The organism is Arthrobacter sp. D1-29 (assembly GCF_054130585.1).
In genome coordinates this window covers 4,890,133-4,916,238 of record NZ_CP096383.1, presented here as the reverse complement: position 1 = coordinate 4,916,238, position 26,106 = coordinate 4,890,133, and the positions used below count along the sequence as shown (strand labels likewise).

Annotated in this window: 24 protein-coding genes; 10 read left to right on the top strand and 14 right to left on the bottom strand. The window is 64.2% G+C overall.

The features are described from left to right. Nucleotides 1-22: 22 nt before the first annotated feature. Complete coding sequence (locus M1E17_RS22395) at nt 23-1,162, bottom strand: FG-GAP repeat domain-containing protein (RefSeq protein ID WP_457964274.1); 1,140 nt, start codon at nt 1,160-1,162, stop codon at nt 23-25. A gap of 579 nt (nt 1,163-1,741) precedes the next feature. On the opposite strand from M1E17_RS22395, the gene M1E17_RS22390 reads away from it, so the two are divergent. The 4 genes from M1E17_RS22390 (at nt 1,742) to M1E17_RS22375 (ending at nt 5,466) form a co-directional block, all read left to right on the top strand. Beyond that, entirely contained in the window at nt 1,742-2,350 is a 609-nt protein-coding gene (locus tag M1E17_RS22390; RefSeq protein ID WP_457964272.1) for a TetR/AcrR family transcriptional regulator, read from the top strand. A gap of 290 nt (nt 2,351-2,640) precedes the next feature. Further along, the gene (locus tag M1E17_RS22385) at nt 2,641-3,840 is read left to right on the top strand and encodes an NAD(P)-dependent malic enzyme (RefSeq protein ID WP_457964270.1); all 1,200 of its coding nucleotides are present in this window, start codon (nt 2,641-2,643) and stop codon (nt 3,838-3,840) included. 150 nt (nt 3,841-3,990) lie between these two features. Next, complete coding sequence (locus M1E17_RS22380; RefSeq protein WP_457964268.1) at nt 3,991-4,491, top strand: DUF456 domain-containing protein; 501 nt, start codon at nt 3,991-3,993, stop codon at nt 4,489-4,491. A 9-nt stretch (nt 4,492-4,500) separates the two neighbouring features. Next, complete coding sequence (locus M1E17_RS22375) at nt 4,501-5,466, top strand: hypothetical protein (RefSeq protein ID WP_457964267.1); 966 nt, start codon at nt 4,501-4,503, stop codon at nt 5,464-5,466. Nucleotides 5,467-5,527: 61 nt separating this feature from the next. Here M1E17_RS22375 and M1E17_RS22370 read toward each other — a convergent pair whose 3' ends face one another. Continuing rightward, the gene (locus M1E17_RS22370; protein WP_457964265.1) at nt 5,528-6,166 is read right to left on the bottom strand and encodes a LysE family translocator; all 639 of its coding nucleotides are present in this window, start codon (nt 6,164-6,166) and stop codon (nt 5,528-5,530) included. 105 nt (nt 6,167-6,271) lie between these two features. Here M1E17_RS22370 and M1E17_RS22365 point away from each other — a divergent pair, with 105 nt between their 5' ends. Further along, on the top strand, nt 6,272-6,727 hold the full coding sequence (locus M1E17_RS22365; protein ID WP_457964264.1) for an Lrp/AsnC family transcriptional regulator: 456 nt from the start codon (nt 6,272-6,274) through the stop codon (nt 6,725-6,727). Between the two features lie 49 nt (nt 6,728-6,776). Here the strand turns inward: M1E17_RS22365 and M1E17_RS22360 are convergent, their stop codons facing one another. From M1E17_RS22360 to M1E17_RS22350, 3 genes are all read right to left on the bottom strand, one after another. Next, on the bottom strand, nt 6,777-7,289 hold the full coding sequence (locus M1E17_RS22360) for a hypothetical protein (RefSeq protein ID WP_457964262.1): 513 nt from the start codon (nt 7,287-7,289) through the stop codon (nt 6,777-6,779). Between the two features lie 125 nt (nt 7,290-7,414). Further along, nucleotides 7,415-8,923 carry a WXG100 family type VII secretion target gene (locus M1E17_RS22355; protein WP_457964261.1) on the bottom strand — a complete coding sequence of 503 codons (1,509 nt, stop codon included), beginning with the start codon at nt 8,921-8,923 and terminating at the stop codon, nt 7,415-7,417. 88 nt (nt 8,924-9,011) lie between these two features. Beyond that, complete coding sequence (locus M1E17_RS22350) at nt 9,012-9,470, bottom strand: Lrp/AsnC family transcriptional regulator (protein WP_457967896.1); 459 nt, start codon at nt 9,468-9,470, stop codon at nt 9,012-9,014. A gap of 416 nt (nt 9,471-9,886) precedes the next feature. On the opposite strand from M1E17_RS22350, the gene gluQRS reads away from it, so the two are divergent. Then, a complete protein-coding gene (gene gluQRS / locus M1E17_RS22345; RefSeq protein WP_457964259.1) occupies nt 9,887-10,777 on the top strand; it encodes a tRNA glutamyl-Q(34) synthetase GluQRS in 891 nt (296 codons plus the stop codon). Between the two features lie 50 nt (nt 10,778-10,827). Here gluQRS and M1E17_RS22340 read toward each other — a convergent pair whose 3' ends face one another. The 4 genes from M1E17_RS22340 to M1E17_RS22325 form a co-directional block, all read right to left on the bottom strand. Then, on the bottom strand, nt 10,828-12,423 hold the full coding sequence (locus tag M1E17_RS22340; protein WP_457964257.1) for an acyl-CoA synthetase: 1,596 nt from the start codon (nt 12,421-12,423) through the stop codon (nt 10,828-10,830). Between the two features lie 95 nt (nt 12,424-12,518). Continuing rightward, nucleotides 12,519-12,974: a MaoC family dehydratase gene (locus M1E17_RS22335; protein WP_457964255.1), complete on the bottom strand. Its 456-nt coding sequence runs from the start codon at nt 12,972-12,974 to the stop codon at nt 12,519-12,521. Nucleotides 12,975-13,052: 78 nt separating this feature from the next. Then, nucleotides 13,053-13,937, bottom strand: coding sequence for an amidohydrolase family protein (locus M1E17_RS22330; protein ID WP_457964253.1), 885 nt, complete (start codon nt 13,935-13,937; stop codon nt 13,053-13,055). A 1-nt stretch (nt 13,938) separates the two neighbouring features. Beyond that, the gene (locus tag M1E17_RS22325) at nt 13,939-14,922 is read right to left on the bottom strand and encodes an SDR family NAD(P)-dependent oxidoreductase (protein WP_457964252.1); all 984 of its coding nucleotides are present in this window, start codon (nt 14,920-14,922) and stop codon (nt 13,939-13,941) included. A gap of 153 nt (nt 14,923-15,075) precedes the next feature. Between M1E17_RS22325 and M1E17_RS22320 the strand changes: the two genes are divergently transcribed. The 4 genes from M1E17_RS22320 to M1E17_RS22305 all read left to right on the top strand — a co-directional run bounded on the left by M1E17_RS22320 (nt 15,076) and on the right by M1E17_RS22305 (nt 19,546). Continuing rightward, nucleotides 15,076-16,098: an AraC family transcriptional regulator gene (locus tag M1E17_RS22320; RefSeq protein ID WP_457964250.1), complete on the top strand. Its 1,023-nt coding sequence runs from the start codon at nt 15,076-15,078 to the stop codon at nt 16,096-16,098. Nucleotides 16,099-16,239: 141 nt separating this feature from the next. Continuing rightward, nucleotides 16,240-17,736 carry an aldehyde dehydrogenase family protein gene (locus M1E17_RS22315; RefSeq protein ID WP_457964248.1) on the top strand — a complete coding sequence of 499 codons (1,497 nt, stop codon included), beginning with the start codon at nt 16,240-16,242 and terminating at the stop codon, nt 17,734-17,736. Nucleotides 17,737-17,745: 9 nt separating this feature from the next. After that, complete coding sequence (locus M1E17_RS22310) at nt 17,746-18,852, top strand: NAD(P)-dependent alcohol dehydrogenase (RefSeq protein WP_457964247.1); 1,107 nt, start codon at nt 17,746-17,748, stop codon at nt 18,850-18,852. Between the two features lie 40 nt (nt 18,853-18,892). Next, nucleotides 18,893-19,546, top strand: a complete 654-nt coding sequence (locus M1E17_RS22305) for an HD domain-containing protein (protein ID WP_457964246.1) — start codon at nt 18,893-18,895, stop codon at nt 19,544-19,546. Here the strand turns inward: M1E17_RS22305 and M1E17_RS22300 are convergent. The 5 genes from M1E17_RS22300 to M1E17_RS22280 all read right to left on the bottom strand — a co-directional run bounded on the left by M1E17_RS22300 (nt 19,543) and on the right by M1E17_RS22280 (nt 25,903). Beyond that, the gene (locus tag M1E17_RS22300; protein ID WP_457964244.1) at nt 19,543-20,802 is read right to left on the bottom strand and encodes a low temperature requirement protein A; all 1,260 of its coding nucleotides are present in this window, start codon (nt 20,800-20,802) and stop codon (nt 19,543-19,545) included. The genes M1E17_RS22305 and M1E17_RS22300 overlap by 4 nt on opposite strands. 170 nt (nt 20,803-20,972) lie before the next feature. Continuing rightward, nucleotides 20,973-22,517, bottom strand: a complete 1,545-nt coding sequence (locus tag M1E17_RS22295) for a DUF222 domain-containing protein (RefSeq protein ID WP_457964242.1) — start codon at nt 22,515-22,517, stop codon at nt 20,973-20,975. Between the two features lie 199 nt (nt 22,518-22,716). Beyond that, entirely contained in the window at nt 22,717-24,033 is a 1,317-nt protein-coding gene (locus tag M1E17_RS22290) for an ATP-binding protein (protein ID WP_457964240.1), read from the bottom strand. A 221-nt stretch (nt 24,034-24,254) separates the two neighbouring features. Continuing rightward, nucleotides 24,255-25,028, bottom strand: coding sequence for an SDR family NAD(P)-dependent oxidoreductase (locus M1E17_RS22285; protein WP_457964239.1), 774 nt, complete (start codon nt 25,026-25,028; stop codon nt 24,255-24,257). Next, nucleotides 25,025-25,903, bottom strand: a complete 879-nt coding sequence (locus M1E17_RS22280; protein WP_457964237.1) for a fumarylacetoacetate hydrolase family protein — start codon at nt 25,901-25,903, stop codon at nt 25,025-25,027. The genes M1E17_RS22285 and M1E17_RS22280 overlap by 4 nt, the downstream gene beginning before the upstream one ends. Nucleotides 25,904-26,106: the final 203 nt, after the last annotated feature.

The window sequence follows — 26,106 nt, the reverse complement described above, 5'->3', positions numbered from 1 at the left end:
TGGCAACAGGCCAGCAGGTCCCCTAGAAGACGGCAGTAAAGATCTGCCACCCCTGTCCTATGGCTTCATCTCCAGTCCAGCCTCCTGCGCCGTTGCCGTAGTAGGCCAATAGGCGTCCGTCTGAGCCGATGGCGAAAACGTCGTTGGTTGCATCACCGTTGAAGTCTCCGGCGCCGCCAATAATGGTCATGACATCCCACCCTTGGCCGATGGTGCTGACCTCGCCCCAGCCGCCGGTCCCGTCGGTGTTGTACAGATGCAGTGCCCCGCTTCGGTCGCGGGCAGCCAAGTCCACTGTGCCGTTGCCGTCGAAATCGCCTGGTGTGAGAATGGCGTCCATCACGCCCCAGCCACTGCCCACCACGGATGGCGCCAGCCACCCGCCGGCTCCGTTTCCCGGATATAAATAGAGTGTTCCGTCAAAGCTGGCGGCAAGGACATCATTGGTGCCGTCGCCGTTGAAATCCCCCGGGCTGAATATTGATTCGAAGATGTTCCAGCCGCTGCCGATCTGCCGCCCCGGAAACATCCCGCCGTCGCCGGTTCCGCCGTACAGGAAAAGCCGGCCGGAACTGTCGCGGGCCAGTACGTCATTGTTGCCGTCGGCATCAAAGTCGCCAGGGGAGAGAAGGTGGTTGAATATGTTCCAGCCCCATCCGACAGTCCTGGGGGCTTCCCAGGCGCCGTTCACCTTCGAGTACAAGTTCAGTGTGCCGCTGGACGTGCGGGCCAGGAGTTCAGATGCGCCGCGGCCCGTGTATCCGTTGACGCGGTTGGAGGCTGCTATGGGCGGCGTTGGCCCGCTGTGGACAGCCATGGGCTGGCAGGGGTAGTTGCTGGCCACGTGTGCCTCGATCTGGCTGCCACGGTCCTCTTCGCTCAGACGGTAAAACCACCACGTGCCGTGACTTGGCATGATCTCGCCGTCGCGGGTCCAATAGATGCGGTAGTCCGGACCGGCCGCGGCTCCACAGCCCCGGTATGACGTCGGGTCGATCTCGACGGTCAGGGTTGACCCGACGAAGGGCTGCCCATTGATCACGGGATTTTCCGGGTTATTGTTGGCGTTGGCCGCCCCGGAAATGGCGAAAGCAGCCGCTATTGCCACGGCCGCGCCGGCCCCCAGGCGCGCCGCCCACTTGGCACTCTTGATGATGCTCATTCTGAGACCTCATTTTCAGTTGTGAAAAATAGCTGCAGCCGTTGGTGATAGTGACTCCAGCGGCTCCCGGAACGAGTGCACTCCAGCCCGCGCCCGCATCAGGATCCGGCCCACCAGCCCCTGAAGTTCCCCAAATGAAGAACCGGTGTTCCACACGGTCCCGTGTTACTGGGGCCGGCCATCAAGTCCCCCCGACATCATGGCATCCATATCGTCTCACCCCAACGATCCAACGGGCTAGACATGTCTTATTCCGGCCACAGTAAGACGACATGGCCCGGGACCGGCGAGCGAAATCCTGGCACCCAGGTGGGCCGGTGGAGCAGCCAGGAAAATGGGGCCGGCACCAAAAGCGCGGCGCGGATCCAGCCGGTACGGTGCGCCCTACGTCGGCCCAGCGCACCGGCGTCTTGCCACGCAGCAACTAGCCTCTTGGGCGCTCTCTGTGAAGGGGCAAATCAATGGAATGGACTAATTACGCCACGAAAGTGTGGCGTATAGTTGGACCGGATTTGCAGGTGGCATTGGATGGGGATGCTCCTGGCCGCAGCACCATAAAACACAACCTCCGGAAACCTGATGCCCGAGACCCTTTCAGACCATCCGCCCATGGCCGCGAGGCCCTCTGCTCCACGCCAGCAGTTGCGCTACGCCCGAATCCTGGAGGCCGCTGCAGGGTGGGCGCGCAAGGGCCTGGCTTCGGTGGATATGGCCGAAGTTGCGGCCAAAGCCGATGTGCCGCTCGGCACCCTGTACCGCTACTTTCCCACTCCGACACACCTGATGCTTGCGCTGTATCGCCACCAGTTGGAGGAGTTACAGGGCGCCGCACGGAACGCGAGCCCGCGCTTCCGCAGCCGTGCCCTCGCTGGGGTTGTCATGGAGATCTTCCACATGAGGGTGATGCAGCCCGCCGTCGAGCAGTGCCTCACCAGGGGTGCTTACATCACGGGCCGGGATACCACCGCGCTGCTGCGTGAAATCGACGTCCTGGGTGAGAAGGCGCTGGGACCGGTATGCGACGATCCTGCCGTGGCAAGGGTCCTGCTGCTGACCGTCACTGGTCTGGTCCAGTCGGTCAGAAACAGGCGTCTCTCGCTCTTTGAGGCCGAAGAGGACCTGAAGAAGGCTTGCAGCCTCTTCGATCAGGCCTCCTCCGAGGGCTATTCACTGCACCATTCCGCTTAGCTGGTCTAGACCAATCGGGTATTAAATACGTCTTATTAGGGTGATCCGGGTCACTAAAGGACGTGATAAACCGTTTCTTCTGCATTCTGCGGGCCGGGACTGCCAGTTGAGGGCTCCCGTTCTGTTTACCATTGCAGAACCGGAGTGGCTGGCAACCCGCCCTGCAAGGGCTTCACACCGGGCCCGACACCCCTGGGCCCTGCGAAGCGCCGAATTGCTCCGCCTTGAGCCTCCCTGTGCTTGAGCCACTATGCGCCGTGCGCCCACGGCTAGCCCCAGGAGACAAAGACGTGTCCATTGACGCAATTGCACCCATCGATAACTCCGCAGCAACGGCCCTGACCGAAGCCGAGATCTTCGACGCCCACCAGGGCGGCAAGCTCTCGATCTCCAGCACCGTCCCGCTGTCGAACAAGCGCGACCTGTCCATCGCCTACACCCCTGGTGTGGCCGAGGTCAGCCGTGCCATCCACAACAAGCCCGAGCTTGCGCGCACACTCACCTGGGCACAGCGCCTGGTGGTGGTGGTCAGCGACGGAACTGCCGTGCTGGGCCTGGGCGACATCGGACCCAGCGCTTCCCTTCCCGTGATGGAGGGAAAGTCGGCCCTGTTCAAGACCTTCGGCGACCTTGATTCCATCCCCCTGGTCCTTAGCACCACCGACGTGGACGAGATCGTGGAGACCCTTGTCCGGCTGCGCCCCAGCTTCGGCGCCGTAAACCTCGAGGACATTTCCGCGCCGCGCTGCTTCGAGCTGGAAGAAAAGCTCATCGAGGCGCTGGACTGCCCGGTAATGCATGATGACCAGCACGGCACCGCCGTTGTAGCGCTGGCAGCCCTGACCAATGCAGCAAAGGTCACCGGCCGCGAACTGGCCGGCCTCCGCGTGGTGGTTTCCGGCGCCGGGGCAGCGGGCATCGCGGTGGCAGAAATCCTGCTCACGGCCGGCATCCAGGATGTGGTGCTGCTGGATTCGCGCGGCGTCATCAACAGCGAACGTGCCGACATTGCCGCCGGCCCGGAGAGCAAAAAGGCCCAGATGGCACAGCGCAGCAACCCGCGCGGCGTCAGCGGCGGCCCGGGCGAGGCCCTCCTGGGCGCCGACGTCTTCATCGGCGTTTCCTCCTCGAAGCTGGATGAAGAACACCTCAAGCTCATGAACAGCCAATCCATTGTGTTCGCCCTCTCCAACCCGGACCCCGAAGTCCTCCCGGAGGTTGCCTCCAAGTACGCCGCAGTAGTGGCCACCGGCCGCAGTGACTTCCCGAACCAGATCAACAACGTTCTTGCGTTCCCCGGGATTTTCCGCGGCGCCTTGGACGCCGGAGCACGCCGCATCACGCCGGCCATGAAGCTTGCGGCAGCCCGAGCCATTGCAGAACTGGCGGAGGCTGACCTCTCGGCAGAGTACATCGTGCCCAGCCCGCTGGACCCGCGCGTCGCTCCGGCAGTCACTGCCGCTGTGGCCGCAGCGGTGGACGCCGAGTAGACAGCAGCGACTGCCTGCAACAGGCCATTACGTTCGACGGCGGTGCCTCCCATGTACGGGAGGCGCCGCCGTCGAGGGTTAACCGGCAACATGCATGCGGGGAACCAAGCAGGAAGGGGTTCTTCCGGCCGCCGCCCTACACTTGGGGTCATGAACTCCGAAACGGTGGTGACCGTCCTCTGTGGCCTGGCGATCCTGGTGGGCGTGGCCGGCACCGTTATCCCGATCCTTCCCGGCAGCATCCTGATCGCGGCGAGCCTGTTGGCGTGGGCCATCTGGGGCGGGGCCGGAACAGCCGGCTGGGTGGTTTTGGGCGTGGGGCTGCCGCTTGTTCTCGCCGGAATGGTGGCAAGCACGGTGCTGACCGGCCGCAAACTCAGGGAGCACCGCATTCCCAACCGAAGCGTGCTGATCGGACTGGCCGCCGGCGTGGTGGGCATGTTCATCATCCCGCTGGTTGGACTCTTTGTGGGGTTCGCCGCCGGGCTCCTGCTCAGCGAGTTCCACCGCACCCGGAGCATCGGTACGGCCACGTCCACCAGCTGGGCCGCGCTGAAGGCAACCGGACTGGGCATACTCGTGGAATTTGGCCTGGCGAGCCTGGCGGCAAGCACGTGGGTCATCGGCCTGTGGGTCTCGCTGGCGACGTAGCATGGAGAAATGACCTCGGGGGATGCTGCACTACCAATTTATCGGGACACCCGGGACCTGACGCCCTTCGGGCACGCCCACCTCAGGACGCCGGTGCGGGAGCTGGCTGACGGCGTCGGCGGGCTGATCCACGGAGTGCTGGGCGGCCGCGACCCGGCGTTGATTTCGGTGGACGGGGACGTCCCCAGACTCAAGAGGATGCCCAGCAAGGCGGCCAAGGCCGTCCATGCAGCCATCTTCGCCAACAAGGAACCGGAACGGCTGATCACGGTGGCCCGGACCTATCCCGGATGGGCGGGCCTCTGCTACATGATGGCCGGATTGCTGGAGTACAAGCATGGCGGCTACCTGCGTGCGTCCGAGCTCCTCCAGCGCGGCTTGTCCACCAGGAACGACGACGACGCCAACCAGTATGCTGCGGCCTACCTGATGCGCGTGGTCACCCCGGTGGAAGTGGCCGAACGCATCGAAGTCCCCGTGCTCTTCAGTGAGGAGTCGGTGTTCCTGGCGCTCTCGCACTCCCTGCGCGAAACCGGCCAGCTGGAAGCCGCGCTGCAGACTGTGGCCAGGCTGCCGCCGTCGTTGCCCTCAGCGTTGGCCCGCTGTTCACTGGCCTTCGCGCTGGGATGGGACAAGGAGGTAGTGGTCTGGACAGAAGGCCTGCTCAACTCCGATGATCTTTCCGCGGCGTTGCTGTTGCTCAGGGCGCGCTCGCTGCGGCGGCTTGGCGCCCGCGCGAAGGCCCAGGAAACCCTCAAGGAGGTCCTCCGCCGCCGGAAAACGGACCTGGCTTTGCGCAATGACGCCCTGACCGACCGCGCCCTGCTCCTGCTGGACAACGGGAGGAAGTCCCTCAACCCGCGGGACTGGCTTCGCGGCAGGCCCGCGGAGCTCGAAACCTTCGAGGTCATCCGAAAAGACGTCGAGGAGCGCAGGCTCTGGGAACAGGACTGGAAGCAGTCCGGCGGAGAGTGAGGCGGCATAAGCCTGTCCGGTCAGGATAGGGCGCACATCCTTCAGGAAAGGCGCACGTCCCTCAGGACAGGAACAGCGGGACCGCCTGCTCGGACAGGAGCACCAGGCCCAGTCCCACCATGATGATGCCGCTTGCCAGGGTGACCTTTCGCGCAGCCCCGGGACGGGACTGGAGGAGCTTGCGGGCCAGGAGCGCTACACAGGTGTAGACCACCGCGGCGAGCAGCACAAACGTCAGGCCCAGCAGCCCTGACTGCACCGGCACCGGGAGGGGCGCCTCGGCGCTCACAAATTGCGGCACCAAAGCCACGTAGAACAGCAGGCCCTTGGGGTTGATGCCGCTGGTGCCCATCCCCTGGAAAAAGGTGCGGACCTGGTTGGCGGCTGTCCCGGCATCGGATGCTGCGCTGAACGAGGCTTCGCGCCAGGAGCGCAGGGTGCTGACCCCGAGCCACAAAAGATAGACGGCGCCGGCCAGGGTGATCCAGCCGAGGACGCCGGGCATGCCCGTCAGCAGCGCGGCGAGGCCAGCCACCATCAGCACGGTGTGCAGGACGTAACCACCGCACAGCCCGGCCACCGCGGGAACAAAGCTGCGCTGCCGCAGGCCGGCAGTGATGGAGTAGGCCCAATCCACTCCGGGAGTGCAGGCGAGGGCAGCGGCCACCAGGACAAAGGCGAAAAACAGCTGGGCATTCAATGGCGGGCTCCTGTCAGATGGCTACAGGACAAACCCTAGTAATTTCAGCACCAAAAGTGCTCGCCTTTTTCGCGCAAAAGAAGAGGCTTTGGGTAAGGTTATTGCGTGATTGACCACATTGATAGAAGTATTTTGCGTCACCTTAAAGAGGATGGCCGCATGACTGCAACAGCGCTCGCCGCCAGGGTGGGCCTTACCGTGGCGCCGTGCCATCGCCGCCTGCGGGACCTGGAGACGTCAGGGGTGATCCGCGGCTACAAGGCGGACATCGATCCCGCGGCGGTTGGACTGGGGTTCGAGGCCATCGTCTTTGTGACCCTGCGGCAGGTGGACCGGCCCACCATGGAGATCTTCGAGAACCGTGTGGCGGACAATCCCAACATCGTGGAGGCGCAGCGGCTGTTCGGCTCTCCTGACTACCTGCTCAAGGTCATTGCGGAGGACCTGCCCGCCTACCAGCGCTTCTACGATGCCGAACTGACGTCCCTGCCCGGCGTTGAGAGACTCACCTCAACCCTGGTGATGAAAAACCTCAAGTCCAACGCGGGTCCGCCGGTTTAGCTGTCCTTGTCCTTCACTGGTGCTCCGCTGGGTAGTTCGCTGTTGCTTCCTACGTAGCTGGCCGGACGTGGACGATGATCACCTGGGTGGCCTTGCCGCCGTCGTACCGCAGGTCATAATTTACGTCCAGCCCCGTTGACGTGCCGGAGGTGATGGAGAAGTCGCTCTTGGTACCTGGATCGTCCCGGGTACTGCTGATCCAGCGTTCGGCGGAGCCGGAATCGATGCCGTATCGGGCCACACCGTCCCGGATCAGCTCAAAATACTCCTCCGGTGATTCGGCGGTCAGGAAGTAGGTGACTTCGGTGAAGTCCTGCCGCTTGGTGGTGGTGTTGAACCGGATCCGGTCCGTGTCACCGCTGATCTCGCCGCTGGGGCCAACGATGGTGAGATTGATCTTTCCCGAATCCTTGGTGTTGATCTCGGGACCGTAGCTGTCGTCGGTGACGCGTACGGCCGTCTTTTCCAGCCGCCCTGAGCTCATGTCCAGCCGTGCAGCCTTGGACGTGCGGATCTGCTCCACTCCGGCTGCGTCCAGGGTAGAGAATTCCGAGGTGCTCATGGTGCTCCCTTGAGAGGTTGGTTCGGTGGTGGTACCGCTGACCTGGCAGCCGGTGAGAACGACACATACTGTCACTGCAGCAAGGACAGCTGCGGCGGCGAGCCGGCGGAAATGGCGGGTAGATGTCACTGGTGGACCTCCGCGCTAAAGCCATCCAGGAAGCGGTCCATAATGCCGGGGATGTTGTTGATGGGGCGGTGTTGCTCCACCCGGTCGTTGAAGTCCGAGCCGATTATCTGGCCGGCGCGTGCCGGATCTTCGGCCAGGAGGTTCTGATAGGCGGGCAGGGTGTCCTGCCTGATGAGTTCCCACCGCTGGTTTGCGTCCGAGATGTTGCCGTCGGGGAAGCCTGTGGTGAAGTCCGTTCGGAATTGGGCGGGGTTGTCCCAGTTGGTGAAGGGTATGTTTTCCGGCCCTGGGCTTTCCACGTCGAACGTGTAGGGGAACACCTCGGGGTAGCTCTTCGCGCCGGGGATGGAGGGTTCTCCGGCAAGCGTCACCATGTACGTCACCGCTTCCCCGCCAGGGTGGTTGCGCATGTTGTCGTAGTCGTCCGCGATAATCTCGTTTTGTTCCCGGAAGAGCAACGCCGTGTTGCCCTCCTGGACCAGCTCGGGGTCCCCGGAAGCAATTTTGGCCCATTCCTGGGCGGTGCCTGGGTCTATTGCGCCCGAATCACGCAACCGGTTGATCTCGTCCAGTCCCCCGGTCATGTAGGCCTGATGCTGGCGGGCCTGGTCCAGGAAGATTTCCTTGTTCATATCCAGCATGCTGGTTTCGTAGTAGCGGATTTCCTGGTCGGTCATCCCCGCGAGCTGTTCGATCTGGTCCAGGACCGGGAGCGGGATATCCGACGCCGGATTGTCCGAAATCTGCTGGGCGAGGTCCCGAAGCATGGCCATGTCCTTGAACCCACCCGCGAATGACGGGCCAATCATGTTGGCCATGCCTGCCCATTGCAGGTCAGGGTTGGAGAGGTAGGCCTGGCCATAGAAGTCGTAGACCTTCCTGATGGTCTCCCAGTTGTGCTCCGTGCCCTTGGAGGTGTCCCAATCGGAGAGGTCGATGCCCATGTCCAGCATGGCTTGCTGGTTCCAGTACGAGCTCAGAAAGTCACCGTACACCTTGGAGTTCTTATCGATCAGGCCCGAGTCTGCGGCGGCATCCATGGCAGTTTTGGCTGCTTCAGGATTAGCCAGGGCCCATTGCTTGAACTCGTCGCTCTTGAGGTAGTCATCACGTTCTTCCGGGGTCATACCGGTCAGCGTGTCCGTCAGATCCTGGGCCGTGCCCTCCCCGGGCCCACTGTTACTCCCGTTGCCGGAACCGCCGGCGCCACTGCCGTTGCCTGAGCCGGGCCCGCCGCTGGTGCTTGCCTTGTCCTGCTCATCGGCGTTGGCGAGCAGCGCCCTGGACGCCAGCTCCAGCCCCGCCGATGCGGACTTCAGTACTTTGAGGTGCCCAGAGTTCCAGTCGCTGCGGAACCTGTCGCCGTCGTGGCCTTTCCAGGGGCTGTTGCTGACCGAGCCGTTGAGTTGCTGGCCCAGCAGGTCCAGCCGGCTGGCGCCGCTGGCCAACTCCTTGGCGAGCTGCCGAAGCGCCGGCACGTCGGCGCCGTAGAATGTTCCCGCCATGTTCCCCCCTGTGTGGATTCCCGTGACAGCCTAGCCGCGTTGAGCAGGTGTCCGCGATGGGGAGAGCTCCCCGTGCTGTAGCCGGAACTCAGCCCTTCAGCAGTCCGGTGGTCCGGTAGGGGATGACTTCCCGCAGGAACATGCTGGTGGACGTCCGTACGATTCCCGGGCAGAGCCGGATTTCCTCGGAAACGCGGTACAGGTCATCCGGGCTGGTGGCCACCACTCGGATCAGCAGGTCGGTGTCGCCGGCCGGGGCATGGCACTCCAGGACCTCGGGGATCTCCCGAAGCGCGGCGATGGCTTCGTTGAGGTGGCTCTGGTCCAGCTCGGCGCTGACAGCCGCGGCCACACCTCGGCCCAATGCTGCAGGAAGCACGCGGCTGCTGTTGGGACGCAGGGCTCCCGACGCCGTCATCCGCTCCAGGCGCGACTGCACAGTCCCGCGGGCCAGGCCGAGCTTTTGGGCGAGCACCATGATGGGTACCCGGGGATCATCGTCCAGGGCCTTGAGGATCCGCCTGTCCGTTACGTCCAGTTCCTGCAATCTGATCAGTTCCTGCCGGTTACCCCGGCAGGTATTGGTCGGATTGATCAATCAAAACTCTGCCGGTTGTGCCAACTGTAGGGTGCCTGCTCAAATAATGGCAACAAGGGCTAAAGGCTACCGCCCCACCCCGCAGGCTACAGGCACTCCGGCACACCACCCGGTCCCTGGACTTCGCTTCCCGCAAGGAGGCCGCCGCTGATTGACACTTGTTCACACCACGGTCATTCTGCAAACACACGGCAAGAGCCCCTGAGCTCCCGACGTCGGTCCGCCGAAGTCATCGGTAGCTGAGGGGCTCTTGTGCTGTGCCGGCTGTTCTTCCGCCCTTGGTTCTTCAGGCCTGCCCTTCTCAACTCCGCGGTTCTTCAGCCGTGGGTTCTTCAGTCGTTTGCTCCTCCGCCTAGTGTTGTTCCATGACTTCCGCCGGCCGCTTCGCCCCGAGCCCTTCCGGTGAGCTGCACGTTGGCAACCTTCGCACAGCCATCCTGGCCTGGCTGTTTGCCAGGTCCACGGACCGGAACTTCCTGGTGCGCGTGGAGGACCTGGACCGTGCCCGGGCCGGTGCGGAGGCGGAGCAGCTCCGCGATCTGATGGCTATCGGCGTGACTTGGGACGGCGCCGTCGTACGCCAGACGGACCGAACCGGGCTGTATGCGGCGGCGATCAGCAGGCTGGGTGATGCCGGCCGGACGTATGAATGCTTCTGCACGCGCCGGGAAATCCAGGAGGCGCCGTCAGCTCCGCACGCGCCCCAGGGTGCGTATCCAGGCACCTGCAGGAATCTTGACCCTGCCGAGCTTGAGTTCAAGAGATCCACGCGGCCGGCTGCCATCAGGCTGAGGTCGGACACGGCGGAGTACACCGTGCGGGACATCCTGCACGGGGAGTTCACAGGAGTGGTGGACGACTTTGTGCTGCGCCGAAACGACGGCGTGACGGCGTACAACCTGGCGGTAGTGGTGGATGACGCCGAGCAGGGGATTGACCAGGTGGTCCGTGGGGACGATCTGCTGCCGTCCACCCCCAGGCAGGCGTACTTGGCCTCGCTGCTGGACATACCGGTTCCGGAATATGCGCACGTCCCGCTGGTGGTGAATTCCGACGGCGTCCGCCTGGCGAAGCGCGATGGTGCCGTCACGCTGGCCGACCTCGCGCTCGCAGGAGTTTCGGCGTCCGCAGTGCGGGACGTGCTGTTGGAGTCCCTGGGTCTGCCGGCCGGAACATTGGAGCAGGCGCTGAGGGACTTCCGGCCGGAAGGGCTGCCGCGCGAACCGTGGGTGTGGCGCGGCTACCCGGGCGCTTAGCGGCCGCCCGTTGGCCTACCCGGGGCCGGGACGGTGCTGCGTGCCTGGGCTCAGGCCCGTCCGGAGGGTTGGCCTCCGCTGATCCTCCGGAGCTCGGCCTTCCGGATCTTGCCGCTGGCCGTCCTGGGCATCTCGTCCACGAACACCACGGATTTGGGAATCTTGTAGCGCGCCAGCCGGCCCTCAAGGTGCGCCCGAAGCTCCTCTTCCGTCAGCTGCATGCCCTCGCGGAGCAGCACCACGGCGCGCGGCACCTCGCCCCACTTCTCATCCGGCACACCAATCACAGCTACGCCGCCCACGGCCTCCAGCTCCGTGATGACCTGTTCCACTTCCGCGGGATAGATGTTCTCACCGCCGGAGATGATCATGTCCTTGAGCCGGTCCGAGACAAACACAAACCCGTCGTCGTCCTTGTAGCCCATATCGCCGGACTTGAACCATCCACCGGGGGCGTAGGATTCGGCGGTTGCCTCGGGCAGGTTCCAGTACTGCAGGATAACGTTGGGGCCTTTGACCTGGATCTCGCCCACAGCACCGGGAGCAGCCACGCTGCCGTCAAAGTCCGCAATGCGCACGTCGGTGAAGAAGTGCGGCAGCCCCGACGAGCCGGCCTTCTCCCGGGAACGGGCGGCCGGAAGGGTGGTGGCCCCGGGTGCTGTTTCGGTCATGCCGTAGCCGTTGGAAAGCACAAGGCCCCGACTCTCATAGGCTTCCAGGATCCGCAGGGGAACAGCGGAGCCGCCGCACGTGAGCTTGTTCAGCGAAGATAGGTCGGTTCCCTCCCAATCCGGGTGCTCGCAGAGCATCTGGTAGGTGGTGGGGACACCACTCATGGTGGTGGCGTGGTGCTTTTCGATCAGTTCCAGCGTCCGCTGGGGATTGAACTTCGCCTCCAGAACAACAGTTCCGCCCTTCAGCAGGGTGGGCAGCACGCCCATGTCCAATGAAGCAACGTGGAACATCGGCGAGATGATCAGCGCCACGTCCGTGGACGCGAAATCAAAGTCCACCACCACATTGAGGCAATTCCACACGATGTTCCCGTGGGTCAGGAGCGCACCCTTGGGCCGTCCCGTGGTGCCGGACGTATAGAGGATCATGGCGCCGTCGTCGAGCCCCACTTGCTCGTCGAAAAACTCATTCGAGCCGGTCGCAATGGCGGCCTCGAAGTCCTCCACCGCCGTCGTGCCCTGTTCCGTGTTGAACTCAGCTTCTGTTTTGAACTCAGTGGCTCCTGTTTCCATGCCTTCGTCTAGGACGATGCGCCGTGCCACCTGTGTGCCCGCTGCGCCGCTGATGGCGAGGCCATCCAGGCTGCTGGAATGAACGAGGCATACTGCACCGCAGTCCTGAAGCTGGAACTGGATCTCGGGCGGTGCCAGCCGGGTGTTGAGCGGGACGAAAACAGCGCCCAGCAGGCCACAGGCAAAGAGGGTTTCCAGGAAGGAGGGATGGTTCTCGCCGAGGTAGGCAACCCTGTCTCCCCTGGCAACTCCGCGGTCCCGTAAGGCGTTGGCAAGCCTGATGCTGCGATCCGCGAGTTGGTCATAGCTCACTGTCCGGTCACCGCTGATAAGAGCTGTTTTGTTGCCGGACTTGGGGCGGCGACGCTGCAGCCACGAGCCAATGCCAAAGTTTTCCATGGCGAATCCTTCCTATGTGTGAGACTAGTCCGTTTTGACTGGCTTGGACCCGGAAAAGCCAGCCCCGCGTTGGGGCGCCATGAGGTCGGAGGAAGCTAAATGTAGAAGCGGGCCAGGAATTCGGCCACCACGGCGGGGCGTTCCTGGCCTTCGATGTGGATGGTGTTGGCCACCTTGATCTGGGCTCCGCCCTTTACCTCGGTGACGTCGGCGATAGTGGCTTGCATGCGGATCCGCGAGCCCACCTTCACGGGCGACGTGAAGCGGACCTTATCAAGCCCGTAGTTCACCTTGGTGGTGACGTTCTCGACGTCGAACAGCTCGCCCCAGAAGGGGATGATGAGCGAGAGGGTAAGGAAGCCGTGCGCGATCGGGGCGCCGAAGGGCCCGTCCTTGGCACGCTCGGGGTCCACGTGGATCCACTGGTCGTCACCGGTGGCCTCGGCGAACTTATTGATCTGTTCCTGCGTGATTTCACGGTACCCGGTGAATCCGAGGTCCGTCCCGGCGAGTGTGAGCAGTTTGTCGAAGTCGACGACGAGATTGGGCATGGTTGGGCTCCTGTGCTTCTGATGTTGGGGATTATGCCGAAAGGACTAAAGGTGGAGAGGTCAGCTGCCTGGTGCGGATCAATCCAGTCCAAGCAGGCGGACGGCGTTGTGTTTGAGGATTTTGGGGCGGACCTCCTCCTTGAGTGGCAGGTCGGCGAAGGCGCCGAGCCACTTTTGTGGGGTGATGAGCGGGAAGTCGGTGCCGAAGAGGACCTTGTCCTGCAGTACTGAGTTGGACAGGCGGACGAGGGATTCCGGGAAGTACTTTGGTGACCAGCCGGAGAGGTCGATGAACACGTTTGCCTTGTGCGTGGCGATCGAGTTGGCTTCGTCCTGCCACGGCACGGAGGGGTGGGCCATGATGATCTGCAGTTCCGGGAAATCAGCGGCCACCGCGTCCAGCAGCAAAGGGTTGGAGTACGCCAGTTTGATCCCGTAGCCGCCGGGAAGGCCGGCGCCCATGCCGTTCTGACCGGTGTGGAAGATGGCCGGCAGGCCGAGTTCCTGCAGGGTTTCCCAGAGCGGGTAGAAGCGTTCGTTGGACGGGTCAAAGCCCTGCAGACTCGGGTGGAACTTGAAGCCCCGGGCTCCGAGTTCGATGGCCTGGTGCTTGGCTCCGGCGATCGCGTCTTCGCCGGTGCGCGGGTCAACGCTGCCGAACGGGATCAGCACGTCGTTGTTCCGGGCCGCGCCGGCGATCAGTTCCGGGATGCTGTTGGGTTCGTGTTTGAGCTGGGTGCGGGCGTCCACGGTGAAGATGACGGCGGCCATGTTCAGTTCGCGGTACACCTCGGCGATCCGGTCCAGGGACGGAGTGCGGTCCTCGGCCTTGAAGTACTTCGCCGAGGCCTCTGTCAGCGCGTCGGGCAGGGACCCGTGGCCGCAGCTGTCCACTTCGAGGTGGACGTGCATGTCGATCGCGTCCAGCGCGGCGGCATCGATGCCCAGTTCGTAGCGTGCCATGTCAGCGGGCCTGTGCTTGCGAGGGCTGTGCTTGCGAGGGCTGTGCCGGTGCAGGCTGGGCTGGTTCGGGCTTCAGTTCCTCGGGCAGCGGGAGGAATTCCTCGCCGTAGCTCTGCAGGGTGTCTGCATTGAAGAGCGAATCGGCGCTGTCGCGGAGGGCCTCGTAGCTCCAGCCGCCCTCGCGGTATTCGGTGCTGGCTGCCTCCGGGTGGGTCCAGACCTGCAGCCGGTCACCGCCGGCGCCGATGGCCTGGCCGGTGATGTTGGCGGCCTCGTCAGAGGCGAGGAAGGCAACCAGCCCGGCGACGTCGTCGGCCGTTCCGAAACCAAGATCGTGGCGGAAGAACGCGGGCATGGCCTCGCCGCGCTCGTCCGCTTCCACAGCCTTCTGGAAATACGGGATGGTTTTGGTCATCGCGGTAGCGGCTACCGGGATCACGCAGTTCACGGTCACGCCGGCCTTCTTCATCTCCAGCGCCCAGGTGCGGACCATGCCCACAATCCCGGCCTTCGCCGCGGCGTAGTTGGTCTGGCCGAAGTTGCCGCGCTGGCCGGTCGGCGAACCGATGGTGATGATCCGGCCAGGCACGTTGTTTTCCTTGAAGTACGCGAAGGCCTCCCGTACGCAGGTGAACGTCCCTTTCAGGTGGACGTTGATCACCAGGTCAAAATCCTCATCCGTCATCTTCAACAATGACTTGTCCCGCAGGATCCCGGCATTGGTGACCAGGATGTCCAACCGGCCGAAAGCCTCCACGGCTCCGGCCACCAGTTGCTTCGCAACTTCCGTGCTGCCCACGGGGGCGACGACGGAAACGGCGCGTCCGCCGTCGGCCTCGATCGTCCGGACTGCATCAGCTGCGACATCGGAGTCCACGTCATTGATGACCACGGCGGCGCCCTGGCGTGCCAGTTCCCGGGCGTAGGCCAGGCCCAATCCCCGTCCGCTTCCGGTGACGATTGCTACTTTGCCTGAGAGGCTCATGGTTGCTCCTTTGCTCGCTGATGTGCGCAGCCTGCTCTGTGCCGTAACTGCTGTGCTCATATCAATGAAAATCCATATTGTTGTAAAAGTCAACGATTATTTGTTGGCTGGTACCACTTGTTCCTTTTTCCATGCCCGTGCTCTAGTTGACGTATGCGAGCCACCGGCGTTTCTGCAGCTGACGCCTCCGCCGAGGCGCTCGGCCGTTTTGCCATCCAGAGCAAAATCCCCGACGAGGCGTTGGACATCGGCGGCAAGGTCTACTACCCGCACCATCTGGACATGGGCCGTTCCGCCGAGGATTTTCAATGGCGCACCAAGGGCATAACCCTCGAGGGCGTGACGCTGGGCCTGCTGGAATACGGCACTCCGATGAAGATCTCGACGGGCGATTTGGAGACCTCCTACCAGGTCAATTTCCCCCGCTTTGGACGGATGAAGTTTTCCCAGGGCAGCAGTGTGGTGCTGGGGAGCCCCTCCCTCGCCGCCATCCACGGGCCTGTGGGGCCCACCACCCTCCAGGGCTGGTCAGAACCAACGCAGTTGCTGGGGCTGAAGATACCCACGTCCCTGATGCATCAGGAACTCGAAGCGCTCCTGGGGCGCTCAGCCGAAAAAGAGCTTGCCTTTGAAGGCTCCTTCGACCTGACCTCGCACCGGGGTAAGGAGTGGCGTGCCGCCGTCGAACTTCTGATTGCCGGTGTGAGCAATCCCGACTCTCTCCTGAGCTCGCCGCTGATGGCACACGCCGCCGTCCAGTACGCCGTGCGGGGGTTGCTCCTGTCGGCGCCGAACAACTTCAGCGAAGAGCTGGCCGGGGATGCGGAGGCTGTGGGCTCTGCGGCCGTGCGGCGGGCCATCGACTTCATGGAGTCCAACGCCCATTTGCCCATCACCCTGGAAGCCTTGGCGGCCGACGCCTTTGTCAGCCCGCGGGCGCTTCAGCTGGGGTTCCGGAAGCATCTCGACACAACGCCCATGGACCATTTGCGCAGCATCCGCCTTCGCCGGGTCCGAAGCGAGCTGCTTTCAGCCAGGCCTTCCACCCGCGTGGGTGATGTCGCCGCACGCTGGGGGTTCCCGCACGCAGGCAGGTTCGCTATCCACTATGCGAAGACTTTTGGCGAGGCGCCGTCCCAAACGTTGAAAAAATCAACGGAACCGACGGCTTCCTGACTCTGGAGTATCCGAATCGCGCAGGAGGCCATTGTCCTGCCCGTGTTTGACGGCAATCATGATCCGCATCACCTTAGATCCAGCGCAGCGCGTCGCCTGGTCTGGGATTCATGCTTACCGCGAACAAGGAAGTTCAAGCCAATGACAATGACAGAGTCTGAAAAAGTGCTCATTCCGTCGGTCACCCTTCCGGAGGCCGTCACCCGGGGCCAGTTGTTCATCAACGGCGAATGGCGGCCTTCGTCCGACGGCGGCACAACCGACATCATCAACCCCGCCACGGGTGCCGTGGCCGTGACGGTCGCTGCCGGGACAATCTCGGACATCAACGCCGCTGTTGCCGCCGCTAAAACCGCGTTCGACGACGGCAGGTGGTCCCGTCTCAGCGGCCGGGAACGCTCACGGGTGCTCAATAAGGCGGCGCTGCTGATACGGGAACGCGCCGAGGACCTGGCGCTCACCGAGAGCACCGACGTCGGTAAGCCCATCATCTTCGCGCGAGTGGTGGATGTGGCCACAGCGGCTGACCAGTACGAGTACGTGGCCGCCCTGGCGCAGCAACTCGACGGTTCCGTCCGGGAGACTCCCCTCCCGGCGCATGCCTTCACCAAGAGGGAGCCGCTGGGCGTGGTGGCGGCCATCACGCCGTTCAATTTTCCGCTGATCCTTTCCAGCACCAAGATTGCAGCGGCCCTGGCTGCCGGCAACTCGGTAGTGCACAAACCCGCAGGCGACACTCCACTGAGTGCCCTGCTGATGGCCGAGATTCTCACCGAAGCAGGTGTGCCGGCGGGTGTCTTTAATGTTGTGACCGGCTCGGGAGGAACCCTGGGTGATCAACTCGTGGCCCACCCCGACGTCAGCAAGGTGGCCTTCACCGGCTCCACCGACGTCGGCCGGCATGTGGCTGCCCTCGCCGGTCAGAACCTCCGGCCGGTCACCGCTGAGCTGGGCGGCAATGCCGCGAACATCCTTTTCGCCGACGCCGACCTCGACAAGGCCATCGGCACCGTCATCGGCGCCTTCGTTTTCAATTCGGGCCAGTTCTGCATGGGCGGGCCACGGCTCCTGGTGGAACGGCCCATCTACGAAACGGTTTTGGGGATCCTGAAAGACGCCGTTGCCGGGGTTCCTGTGGGCGATCCCAGCAACCCGGAAACCGTTATGGGGCCATTGGCCAGCCGGAAACAGCTGGACAAAGTAGCTGACTATGTTGAGGGCGCCAAGGCTGTCGGCGGCCAGGTGGTGGTGGGCGGTGAGCGGCTGGAGCTGAACGGCGGGTTTTTCTACAGGCCGACAGTTATTGCCGGCCTTGCCAACGATGCCGCGGCTGTCCGGGAGGAGGTCTTTGGTCCCGTCCTCACCGTCCAGCCCTTCGACACGGAGGATGAGGCCATCGAGCTTGCAAACAGCACTGAGTACGGGCTCGCCTCCGGTGTCCAGACGTCAAGCATTGCCCGGGCGCACCGCGTTTCCTCGAGGCTTGATGCCGGTATTGTCTGGGTCAATTCCTGGGCGCTGTTGGACCCTGCGGTGCCTTTCGGCGGGGTCAAGAACTCCGGTTGGGGCCGCGAATACGGCCCGGAGGCCTTGGAGTCCTACAGCCGCACCAAGTCCGTCGTCATCGCCACGGATTAGGAGATGACCATGCTTCTTACCACCGACGCCGCTGTAGTTGAGTCCCCGGGCGCCCGCTTTTCCATCCAGCCCGTGCAACTGGACAACCTTAGGCCCCACGAAGTTTTGGTCGACATCAAGGCGGCCGGCCTGTGCCACACCGACCTTTCCGTGGCCGGCGGAGGCCTGCCCTTTCCACTGCCGGGCGTCCTGGGCCATGAAGGTGCCGGCGTGGTGGCTGACGTTGGCACTGCTGTCACCAGGGTCCGGCCGGGCGACAAGGTGGTGCTTTCCTTTACGTCCTGCGGATCCTGCGGGAACTGCCGGGACGGCCACCCCGCCTACTGTGACACCTGGCTTTCCGAGAACCTGATCGGGGGAGCCAGAAGCGACGGAACTTCCCCCATTTCCCGCGGAGGCGAACCCGTGGGTGGCCACTTTTTCGGCCAGTCATCCTTCGCCCGGCAGTCTGTGGTGGACGAGCGGAGCATCGTGAAAGTGGAGAGCGATCTTCCGTTTGAGCACCTGTCCCCGTTGGCCTGTGGAGTGCAGACCGGTGCCGGGGCGGTCTGGAACGCCATTCAGCCCAGGGCAGGATCCAGCCTTGCGGTGTTCGGCGTCGGAGCTGTGGGACTGTCAGCCATCATGGCCGCGGTGCTGTCCCCGGTGGCCACCATCATCGCTGTCGACATGGTTCCTGCCCGACTGGACCTGGCACGGGAGCTGGGCGCGACCCACACCATCGATGCCTCCCAAATCCAGGATGTCCCTGCTGAAATCCAAAGGATCACCGGGGGCGGCGCCAACGCGGCGATCGAAGCGACCGGACACACGAAAGTCCTGGAGCAGGCCGTCTTCTCGACGGCGGCCCGTGGCGAGATTGTGGCTGTTGGCGCGCCCGCTTTTGGTGCGACGGCGGCAGTGGACGTGAACTTCATGATGCCGGGCCGCCGAATCCAGGGAATTACGCTGGGGGACAGCGAAATCGAGAGACTCATCCCAGCCATCATTGCGCTGATGGAAGCCGGCCGGTTCCCCCTGGACAAGCTGGTCAGCACGTACAAACTCGAAGACATCAACCAGGCTGTGGAGGACATGAAATCAGGGCAGGCCATCAAGCCCGTGATGGTCCTCTGAACGGGATTTGAGCAGCCAGCCCGGCGCGTAGGCTGGAACCATGTCTGAAATGGAATTTACGGAAGCCGGCTCTCCGGATAACGGGCCCCGCCAGCCGGGATTCACGGTGGAGACGGCCAAGGTCCTGGCCGAGGTGGCCCACAACCGCCAGAAGGACAAGCTCAAGCGTCCCTACCGTGAGCACGTGATCGCGGTGGGGGACGCCCTGGCCGACTTCGATGACGACATCCGGATTGCCGGGTACCTGCACGACATCGCGGAGGACACCCCCATTACACGCCAGGCGCTTCTGGACATGGGGGTTTCCGAGCGGGCAGTAGGCATTATCGAGCGCGTCACCAAACGGCTCCATGACGACCCGGATGACTACCAGGCCGGCATCCGCTTCATCGCCGAAGACCACGACGCAGCGCTGGTGAAGATCGCGGACAACGCCCACAACTCCCTGCCCGAGCGGGTCAAAGCGCTGGCCGAAAAGTGGCCGGACAAGCCGCCGGTCACGCGCTATGACGACGCCCGGCCGGTGCTTTACGCGGCCGTGGAAGTGGAAGAGGTGCGGAAGATCCTGGCACGGGTGAACCCCTGGCTGCTCCGGGAACTGGACGACAGGCTGGACGACGAGGACCAGACGGACTATGAGAACCTTTCGTACGAAGAGGCCCCCAGCGGAACGTCCGACTCCCGCGAGTCCTAGGCCGGACGGGGCGTTTTAGCCTCCGCCTCAAGCTGTTCGAGGGCCGTGTTCATTTTGTCGACGCCGCGGCGTTCGTCCACGACAATCGAGGCGCCGAGTGCCAGCACGATCACCAGGAGGCAGACTGGAACCGGGACTCCGGCCGCCGCCAGGCCGATTGTTGCCGCCATTGCTGCGGTGACGCCTGCGGTTACTGCCATCACTGAGCGGTCCCTGCAGATCATGCCGCTGAACAGCCAGGTCAGCGACACTTTGAAGAGCACTACCGGCACTGCGACGCTGGCCACCGCTACCGCGGCACTGATGTGCGCCTGGTGGTCGATGTAGTAGGCCACGACGTGGAGTCCAGCGCCGGTCGCCGCGATGGCCGCGAACACAGGCATGTGACCGTAGCCGAAGAAGTACGAACGGTCGCGTTGAAGGTGCAGTGCGCGGCCGGCGGGCAGGATGAAGTAGATCCACCACATGCCAAAGGCGAGAGCCGTGCCGCCGAAGCCCACCAGCGCAGCATCAACGCTCCAGCCGTGGAGGGCCACGATGGCCCGAAGGGTTTCGATGGCGCCGATCAGGCATTCGCCCAGGGCGATGATGGCCAGGAGGCCGTAGCGCTCCGCGATATGGTGCGCATGCCATGGTGTGGTTGCCCGGCGTTCGGCGAAGTACGGTGTGGCCATTTCCAGCACGAACAGGGGCACGATCATCAGGAAGGTGGTCAACACGTCGGCTTGGATGACCGCCACTGCGATCCACCCGAGCTGCACCAGCCCAAGGCAGGTGGCGTAGCGCAGGCAGGTTTCACGGCGGGCCGGATCCTGCCGGGAAGCGCGCACCCATTGGAAGACGAGAGCCAGCCTCATGATCACGTAGCCGCCCACCATCACTGCGTTGTCCACGCTTTTGCCCTCGACGAGCGACTCAAACAACGGCTCGATGCCCATTGCCAGGATCAGGACTCCCAGCAGCTGGACCATGGTGACGACACGGAAGATCCAGTCGTCAGTGTCGTAGGCGCTGGCGAACCAGGTGAAATTGATCCAGGCCCAGATCACCGAGAACATGGCGAAGCCGAATCCGAGGAACCCGGCGGCAAAGTGGGCTTCGGCAATTTCATGCGCGAACTGGCTGCCGGCCACGCCGAAGGCAATCACGAAGGTGAGGTCGAAGAAGAGTTCCAGCGGAGTGGCGGCTCGGTGGGCTTGATGCGGATCGCGGCCGCCCATGCGGGCCATGGCGTGCCGAAGCGGGTTCGAGGACATGGGTCAAAGATTACCGTCGGCCCGGCTCGATGTTCCACAGCATCGGGGCGGGGGCCGTGGTCCTAAAGGGGGCATGGTCTGAAGTGGCTCGGGCTCAAACGGCGGTGCGGCTCAGTCTTGGATCGCGTTCGGTGCGGCGGGCGCGGTCCAGACCGGGTCGGGGCTTCACGTCAGGTGAGGCGTTCGGTGAGTGAGTGGTCCGGCCAGGTGGGTGGTTCCCAGTCTTGGTGTTCGCTTTTGTAGTGCCGGCCGGTGGGTGAGGTCCAGCCGGGTGGCTCGTTTTTGGTGGCCGGGGTCGGTTGCCAGGCGGTGTTGTGCTTGAGGTGGTGGTGTTTGCGGCAAGGCTGACCGAGGTTGCTGATGCCGGTATTGCCGCCGTCAGCCCAGGCCAGAAGGTGGTCCGCTTCGTTATCCAGCGAGTGGTTGTTGCACCCGGGGAAGGGGCATTTGGCGTCGCGGAGCCTGAGCCAGCGGCGCATTGCTGTGGTGAGCCGGTAGCTGGTTCGGCCGATTTCCAGTGGTGCGCCGTCGCGGGGGTCGGTCAGGACGCGGTAGAAGGAGTGGGCTCCGTTGGCGACCAGGTTCCGGGCCATGGCGGCGGGGATGGGGCCGTGGCCGTCTAGGGTGGCTGGTTCGTCGGTGAGGCCGAGGAGCGAGAACACGGGCACGGTGACCAGTACCTGGGCCCGTGGCGGCGGGACCTGCCCGGCAGCGCCTCGTTCGCCGGGGTTGGCAAGGCTATTTGCGCCCTTGTCGCTTCCTCCACCAAGGAGTGCTCCGCTGCCGCTATCTAGGGGTGAGCCGTCGGTATTTCCGTTGCTGTTGCTGCCGGGGTTGGTGTTCTCTCCGCCGAGGAGTGCGCTGGCGAGGGTGTCGGCGCGGAGTTGGGTGAGGGTGCGGGGCTCGGTGGGGCCTTGGAGTGCCCGGGCTGCGGCGGTGGTGTGTTCCCAGATGGCGGCGGCCTGATCTGCCGGCAGGTAGGCGGAGAGCCAGGCCATCCCGTCGCGGTCCGGGGTGTACTCGAGGCGGCGGTCCAGGACGCACTTGGTATGGCGGGTTTCGATCGAGACGGGATGGTGGCGTTCGCGCCAGGTCCTGGCCCTGGCGCGAAACCTGGAGGGTGTGAGGTCCCCGGCGAGGCAGGCACGGGCAGCATTGGCGGCGTCGGGGTCCAGGAAGTGGGTTTCCAGGGCGGCCGCACCGGCGGGGCCCAGGCCGGTGGTTTCATCGCAGAGGATCCGGGCGTGCTGCCAGGACAGGCCCCCGGCCTGCAGGGACGCCAGGGTGCGCGGCAGTTCGGTGCTTAGCTGGTGTGACTGGACCAGGAAAGCTGAGGCGGCGCCTTCGCTGATGGTCAGGGCACAGGCGACCTCGGCGACCATGCCCATCTCCGCCACGGACTGTTCGTGCAGCGACGCCGACGGTGAAAGCCGGCGGCGGCAGGTGTCCGCGTATGTGGCGGCCGCCCGGGCCTTCCGGGCAGCTGCCCGGGCTTCATCGCGGGCCGCCTCCGCCATGACGGCCAGGCATTCCTCCGCCAAATCCCGCAACGGATCAGAACCAGCGCCAGCATCAAAAGCGGCTCCCGAGTTAGAGTCAGTGCCCGCGTCAGAACCAGAATCAGAACCTGCGCCGGCAGCGGAGGAGGCCACTTCCATCAGGACAAGGGCAGCATCAGGTGCTTCAACTGCTTCCAAGACTTCCCCGTTGTCCATACCCTTAGCTTGCCAGCGGGCACCGACAATTAACGGTCCCGAACCTCGACTGCTCCCGAAGACGTTCCGCACCCGCGAGCCCGCAGCAACGGCATCCCGTCCGGCCCGGCCTGAGTTTGTTTGGTCCGTTCGCGCTGAGGGGAGCGGGCTTAAGTGTCCGTTCGCGCAGGGCGCGGGCGAAGAAGAGAGCTGCGCCGGCTTAGACGCGGCCCAGGCGGTCGATATCCTCCAGGAAGTCCTGGTGAACCTCGTCGCTGACGGTAGTCCGCGTCTCGCCGATAGCCTCGAGGTAATCCTGCGTGGATGGGCCCTTCCGCACCGCCTCGCGAACGGAAAGGGTCCCGCCCGAAGCCAGCCCCCCGTCGTCGTACACGGCTTTTTCCAGCGCTCGCTGGGAAGCGCTGCGGGCGGCGAACTCGATGTCCGCCGGCGAGAAGCCCTCGGTGCGGTCCACCAGGAGTTCCACGTCCACGTTGTCCACGACGGCGGCAGGAATGAAGCGCTGCCACATCGCCTCACGTGCCTGGCGGTCCGGCAGGCCGATGGGGATGACGTAATCGAACCGGCCGTGCCGCAGGAACGCAGTGTCCAGGGACTTGATGAAGTTGGTGGCACAGACCAGGAGGCGGCCAGGCTGCTCCCGGAAGGCGGGAATGATCTTCAGGAGCTCGTTGGTGACTCCCTGCAGCGGCGATGGCGGCTCGCCAGAACGCTGGGAGGCGATCTCCTCCACCTCGTCGATGAACACCACGGCGTGCTCCAGCTCGGCGATCTCCAGGAATGTTTCCCGCAGCGCTCCTGCCAGGCCTTTCGGATCGGAGGCAAGCCTGGACGGGAACACTTCCACAAACGGCCACTCCAGCCGCGATGCGATCGCCTTGGCGAAGGTGGTTTTGCCCGTTCCCGGAGGACCGAAAAGCACGACGGCACGCGGCGGCACCACGCCGTATTCATCGGCGAGATCGGCTTCGGCCAGGGGGAGGACGAGGCGCCGCTCCAGGAGTTCCTTTTCCTTGCGCATGCCGGCCACGTTTTCCCAGAGGTCGCGGGCCAGGATCCGGCCGCCCAGCTGACCAAGGGCGCCGAGCTCCTGTCGCTGGACGGGAATGGTCCGCTCGAAATAGCGCAGGTTCTTCTTCAACGCGAACCCCCGGCTGAGGAAGGCCTCCACCCGGGTTTCCGCCTCCGGCATCAGGGCCGAGAGCTTGTTGAGGCCGTGCGGAGCCATACGGTTTTCGACGGCAGCCAGCAGCGAGGTCCCGATGCCGCGGCCCCGGTACTCCGGAAGGGTGGCCAGGAAAACGATCCAGCCCTGGTCGTGCGCCGCACGTCCGACGGCGGCGCCCACCACCATATCGCCCAGCACAGCCACCACGGCGTGGTCCTTTTCGCAGGAGGCCAGCACCTCGGAAAGAGCATAAACGGGTTCCACATTGGTTGCCTTGAGCGTTTCCCACAGGTGCAGGATCCCGTCAAGGTCAGCAGAATGGAAATCCCTGATCCGCCAAGTGGTCATGCCGTATCTCCTGGGTGGTTCGTCGTTGAATCGCACAGTTCACACGCGTTGCCAGGCGCGGGAGCGCGCCTTGGGGCGTTCTGTTGAGCATAGGCGATGCTTCCGGCCGCGGGGTTGCGGGCCGGTTGCGTTACGAAGAACCGGGATTCCCGGACGTGCAGGATGGCTGCCGGACCAGAGATGCCGCCGGACCAGAGATGCCGCCGGAAAAGGCAGGAAGGTTAGCCGAGTGGCCTCAGCCGCAGCCCCTGCATGCCGCCGTCGACAGCCAGGGACGTGCCGGAGGTTGACCCGGACCGAGGGCTTGCCAAGTACGCCACCGCCTCTGCCACTTCCTCGGCGGCCACCAGCCGGCCATGGGGTTGGCGGGCATTGAGGGCGGCACGCTCGGCCTCAGGATCGTCCGCCTGGCCAAGCAGCCGGGAAACCCAGGGGGTATCCACTGTTCCCGGGTTGACGCAGTTGACCCGGATGCCTTCGCGGATGTGGTCAGCCGCCATGGCCAGCGTCAGCGACAGCACGGCACCCTTGGACGCCGAATACAATGCACGCTGCGGGAGTCCGGCCGTGGCAGCGATAGAGCACATGTTGACAATGGCTGCCGCGGGGGATCGGCGCAGGTGCGGAAGGGCAGCACGCGTGATCCTGGCAACCCCCACAACATTGATATCCAGCACGCGGGCCCATTCGGCGTCGTCGTTGGCTGCGACATCGCCCATGGCGCCGATGCCCGCGTTGTTCACCACAATGTCCAGCCTGCCGAATTGCCTGGCAACGGCGTCCACCGCGGCCCTCACCGAGGCGTCCTCGGCGACGTTGCACTCAACGGCGTAGTGGGAGGTGCCGGCGGGGTTGAGGTCCAGGACCGCAACCTTGGCGCCGCCTGCCTCCAGCCTGTCCGCCACTGCTGCCCCGATTCCGGACGCTCCTCCGGTCACCAGAGCAACCAGGCCCTCGAAATCCCTGTTCACAAAACTCTCAGGTGTGGCAGTCACTGCAATGCTCCTTCACGGTAAAACTCCTGGCGTTGGCGGCCCAGGCCTTCGATGTCCAGTTCCACCACGTCTCCCGGCTGGAGATAAGGGAACCGGCCGGACAGGGCCACGCCTTCCGGAGTGCCGGTGAGGATGACATCTCCTGGTTCAAGGAGCATGTATTGGCTGACGTGGTGTACCAGCGTGGGGACGTCAAAAATCAGGTCGGCTGTGGAGGAGTCCTGCCGGACTTCGCCATTGACCCTGGTCTGGAGCTGAAGGCGGCCGGCGTTGACCTGGTCGGCGGGGACGAGCCAGGGGCCAAGCGGTGTGGAGGCGGGGAGGGACTTGCCTTTCGTCCACTGGCCTGCGGCACCTGGCAGCTGATAGTTCCGCTCCGAGAGGTCGTTGGCCACGAGGTATCCGGCAACGCACTCCAAAGCCTGGCCGGGATCGGAAAGGTAGCTCGCTTCCCGTCCGATAACAACGCCGAGCTCCACTTCCCAGTCGTATTTTTCCGACGACGGCGGGATGGGGGCCGCGTCGAAAGGGCCACTGGCGGTGTTGGCCGGCTTGAGGAAAACGACCGGAATCTCGGGCGGAGCCGAGCCTGATTCTGCGGCGTGCGCCGCATAGTTCATGCCAATGCAAATGATTGAGCCGGGACGGGCAACCGGCGCCCCGATCCGGACCCCGGAAGCTGAAACCTCCGCCAGTTCCCCGGCTGCCAGAGCTTCACGCGTCCGCTGAATGCCGTCTGCAGCGAGGAAGGCGCCGTCGATGTCCTGCGTGAGGGCAGCGAGGCTGAAGTATTTGTGGTCCCCGCTCCCGTCGGCCATGAGCACCACCGGTTCTTCTTTGCCACGCTCTCCGAGCCGGGCCAGCTTGATATCCATACGTTTCCTTCGATTTGTTGAAGCAGCATCGGGTTAACATCCGAGCTTTGCTCCAGCCGTTTTCCTAATAGTACGCAAAACTAGCCCATTGACAAGTGAAACATCCGATGTTTAGGTTGTTCTCAGATTTCAGGCCCGGGAGCTTCATCATCTGCCTGGCCGGCCACCAAGCGGCCCTTCCAACGGCTGCACACGAGGAGCAT

Bases quoted from the DNA above. Each gene is read 5' to 3' on its own strand.
- M1E17_RS22395 (WP_457964274.1), bottom strand. From the start codon at position 1,162: ATGAGCATCATCAAGAGTGCCAAGTGGGCGGCGCGCCTGGGGGCCGGC.
- M1E17_RS22390 (WP_457964272.1), top strand. From the start codon at position 1,742: ATGCCCGAGACCCTTTCAGACCATCCGCCCATGGCCGCGAGGCCCTCT.
- M1E17_RS22380 (WP_457964268.1), top strand. From the start codon at position 3,991: ATGAACTCCGAAACGGTGGTGACCGTCCTCTGTGGCCTGGCGATCCTG.
- M1E17_RS22375 (WP_457964267.1), top strand. From the start codon at position 4,501: ATGACCTCGGGGGATGCTGCACTACCAATTTATCGGGACACCCGGGAC.
- M1E17_RS22360 (WP_457964262.1), bottom strand. From the start codon at position 7,289: ATGAGCACCTCGGAATTCTCTACCCTGGACGCAGCCGGAGTGGAGCAG.
- M1E17_RS22355 (WP_457964261.1), bottom strand. From the start codon at position 8,923: ATGGCGGGAACATTCTACGGCGCCGACGTGCCGGCGCTTCGGCAGCTC.
- gluQRS (WP_457964259.1), top strand. From the start codon at position 9,887: ATGACTTCCGCCGGCCGCTTCGCCCCGAGCCCTTCCGGTGAGCTGCAC.
- M1E17_RS22340 (WP_457964257.1), bottom strand. From the start codon at position 12,423: ATGGAAAACTTTGGCATTGGCTCGTGGCTGCAGCGTCGCCGCCCCAAG.
- M1E17_RS22335 (WP_457964255.1), bottom strand. From the start codon at position 12,974: ATGCCCAATCTCGTCGTCGACTTCGACAAACTGCTCACACTCGCCGGG.
- M1E17_RS22330 (WP_457964253.1), bottom strand. From the start codon at position 13,937: ATGGCACGCTACGAACTGGGCATCGATGCCGCCGCGCTGGACGCGATC.
- M1E17_RS22325 (WP_457964252.1), bottom strand. From the start codon at position 14,922: ATGAGCCTCTCAGGCAAAGTAGCAATCGTCACCGGAAGCGGACGGGGA.
- M1E17_RS22320 (WP_457964250.1), top strand. From the start codon at position 15,076: ATGCGAGCCACCGGCGTTTCTGCAGCTGACGCCTCCGCCGAGGCGCTC.
- M1E17_RS22315 (WP_457964248.1), top strand. From the start codon at position 16,240: ATGACAATGACAGAGTCTGAAAAAGTGCTCATTCCGTCGGTCACCCTT.
- M1E17_RS22310 (WP_457964247.1), top strand. From the start codon at position 17,746: ATGCTTCTTACCACCGACGCCGCTGTAGTTGAGTCCCCGGGCGCCCGC.
- M1E17_RS22305 (WP_457964246.1), top strand. From the start codon at position 18,893: ATGTCTGAAATGGAATTTACGGAAGCCGGCTCTCCGGATAACGGGCCC.
- M1E17_RS22300 (WP_457964244.1), bottom strand. From the start codon at position 20,802: ATGTCCTCGAACCCGCTTCGGCACGCCATGGCCCGCATGGGCGGCCGC.
- M1E17_RS22295 (WP_457964242.1), bottom strand. From the start codon at position 22,517: ATGGACAACGGGGAAGTCTTGGAAGCAGTTGAAGCACCTGATGCTGCC.
- M1E17_RS22290 (WP_457964240.1), bottom strand. From the start codon at position 24,033: ATGACCACTTGGCGGATCAGGGATTTCCATTCTGCTGACCTTGACGGG.
- M1E17_RS22280 (WP_457964237.1), bottom strand. From the start codon at position 25,903: ATGGATATCAAGCTGGCCCGGCTCGGAGAGCGTGGCAAAGAAGAACCG.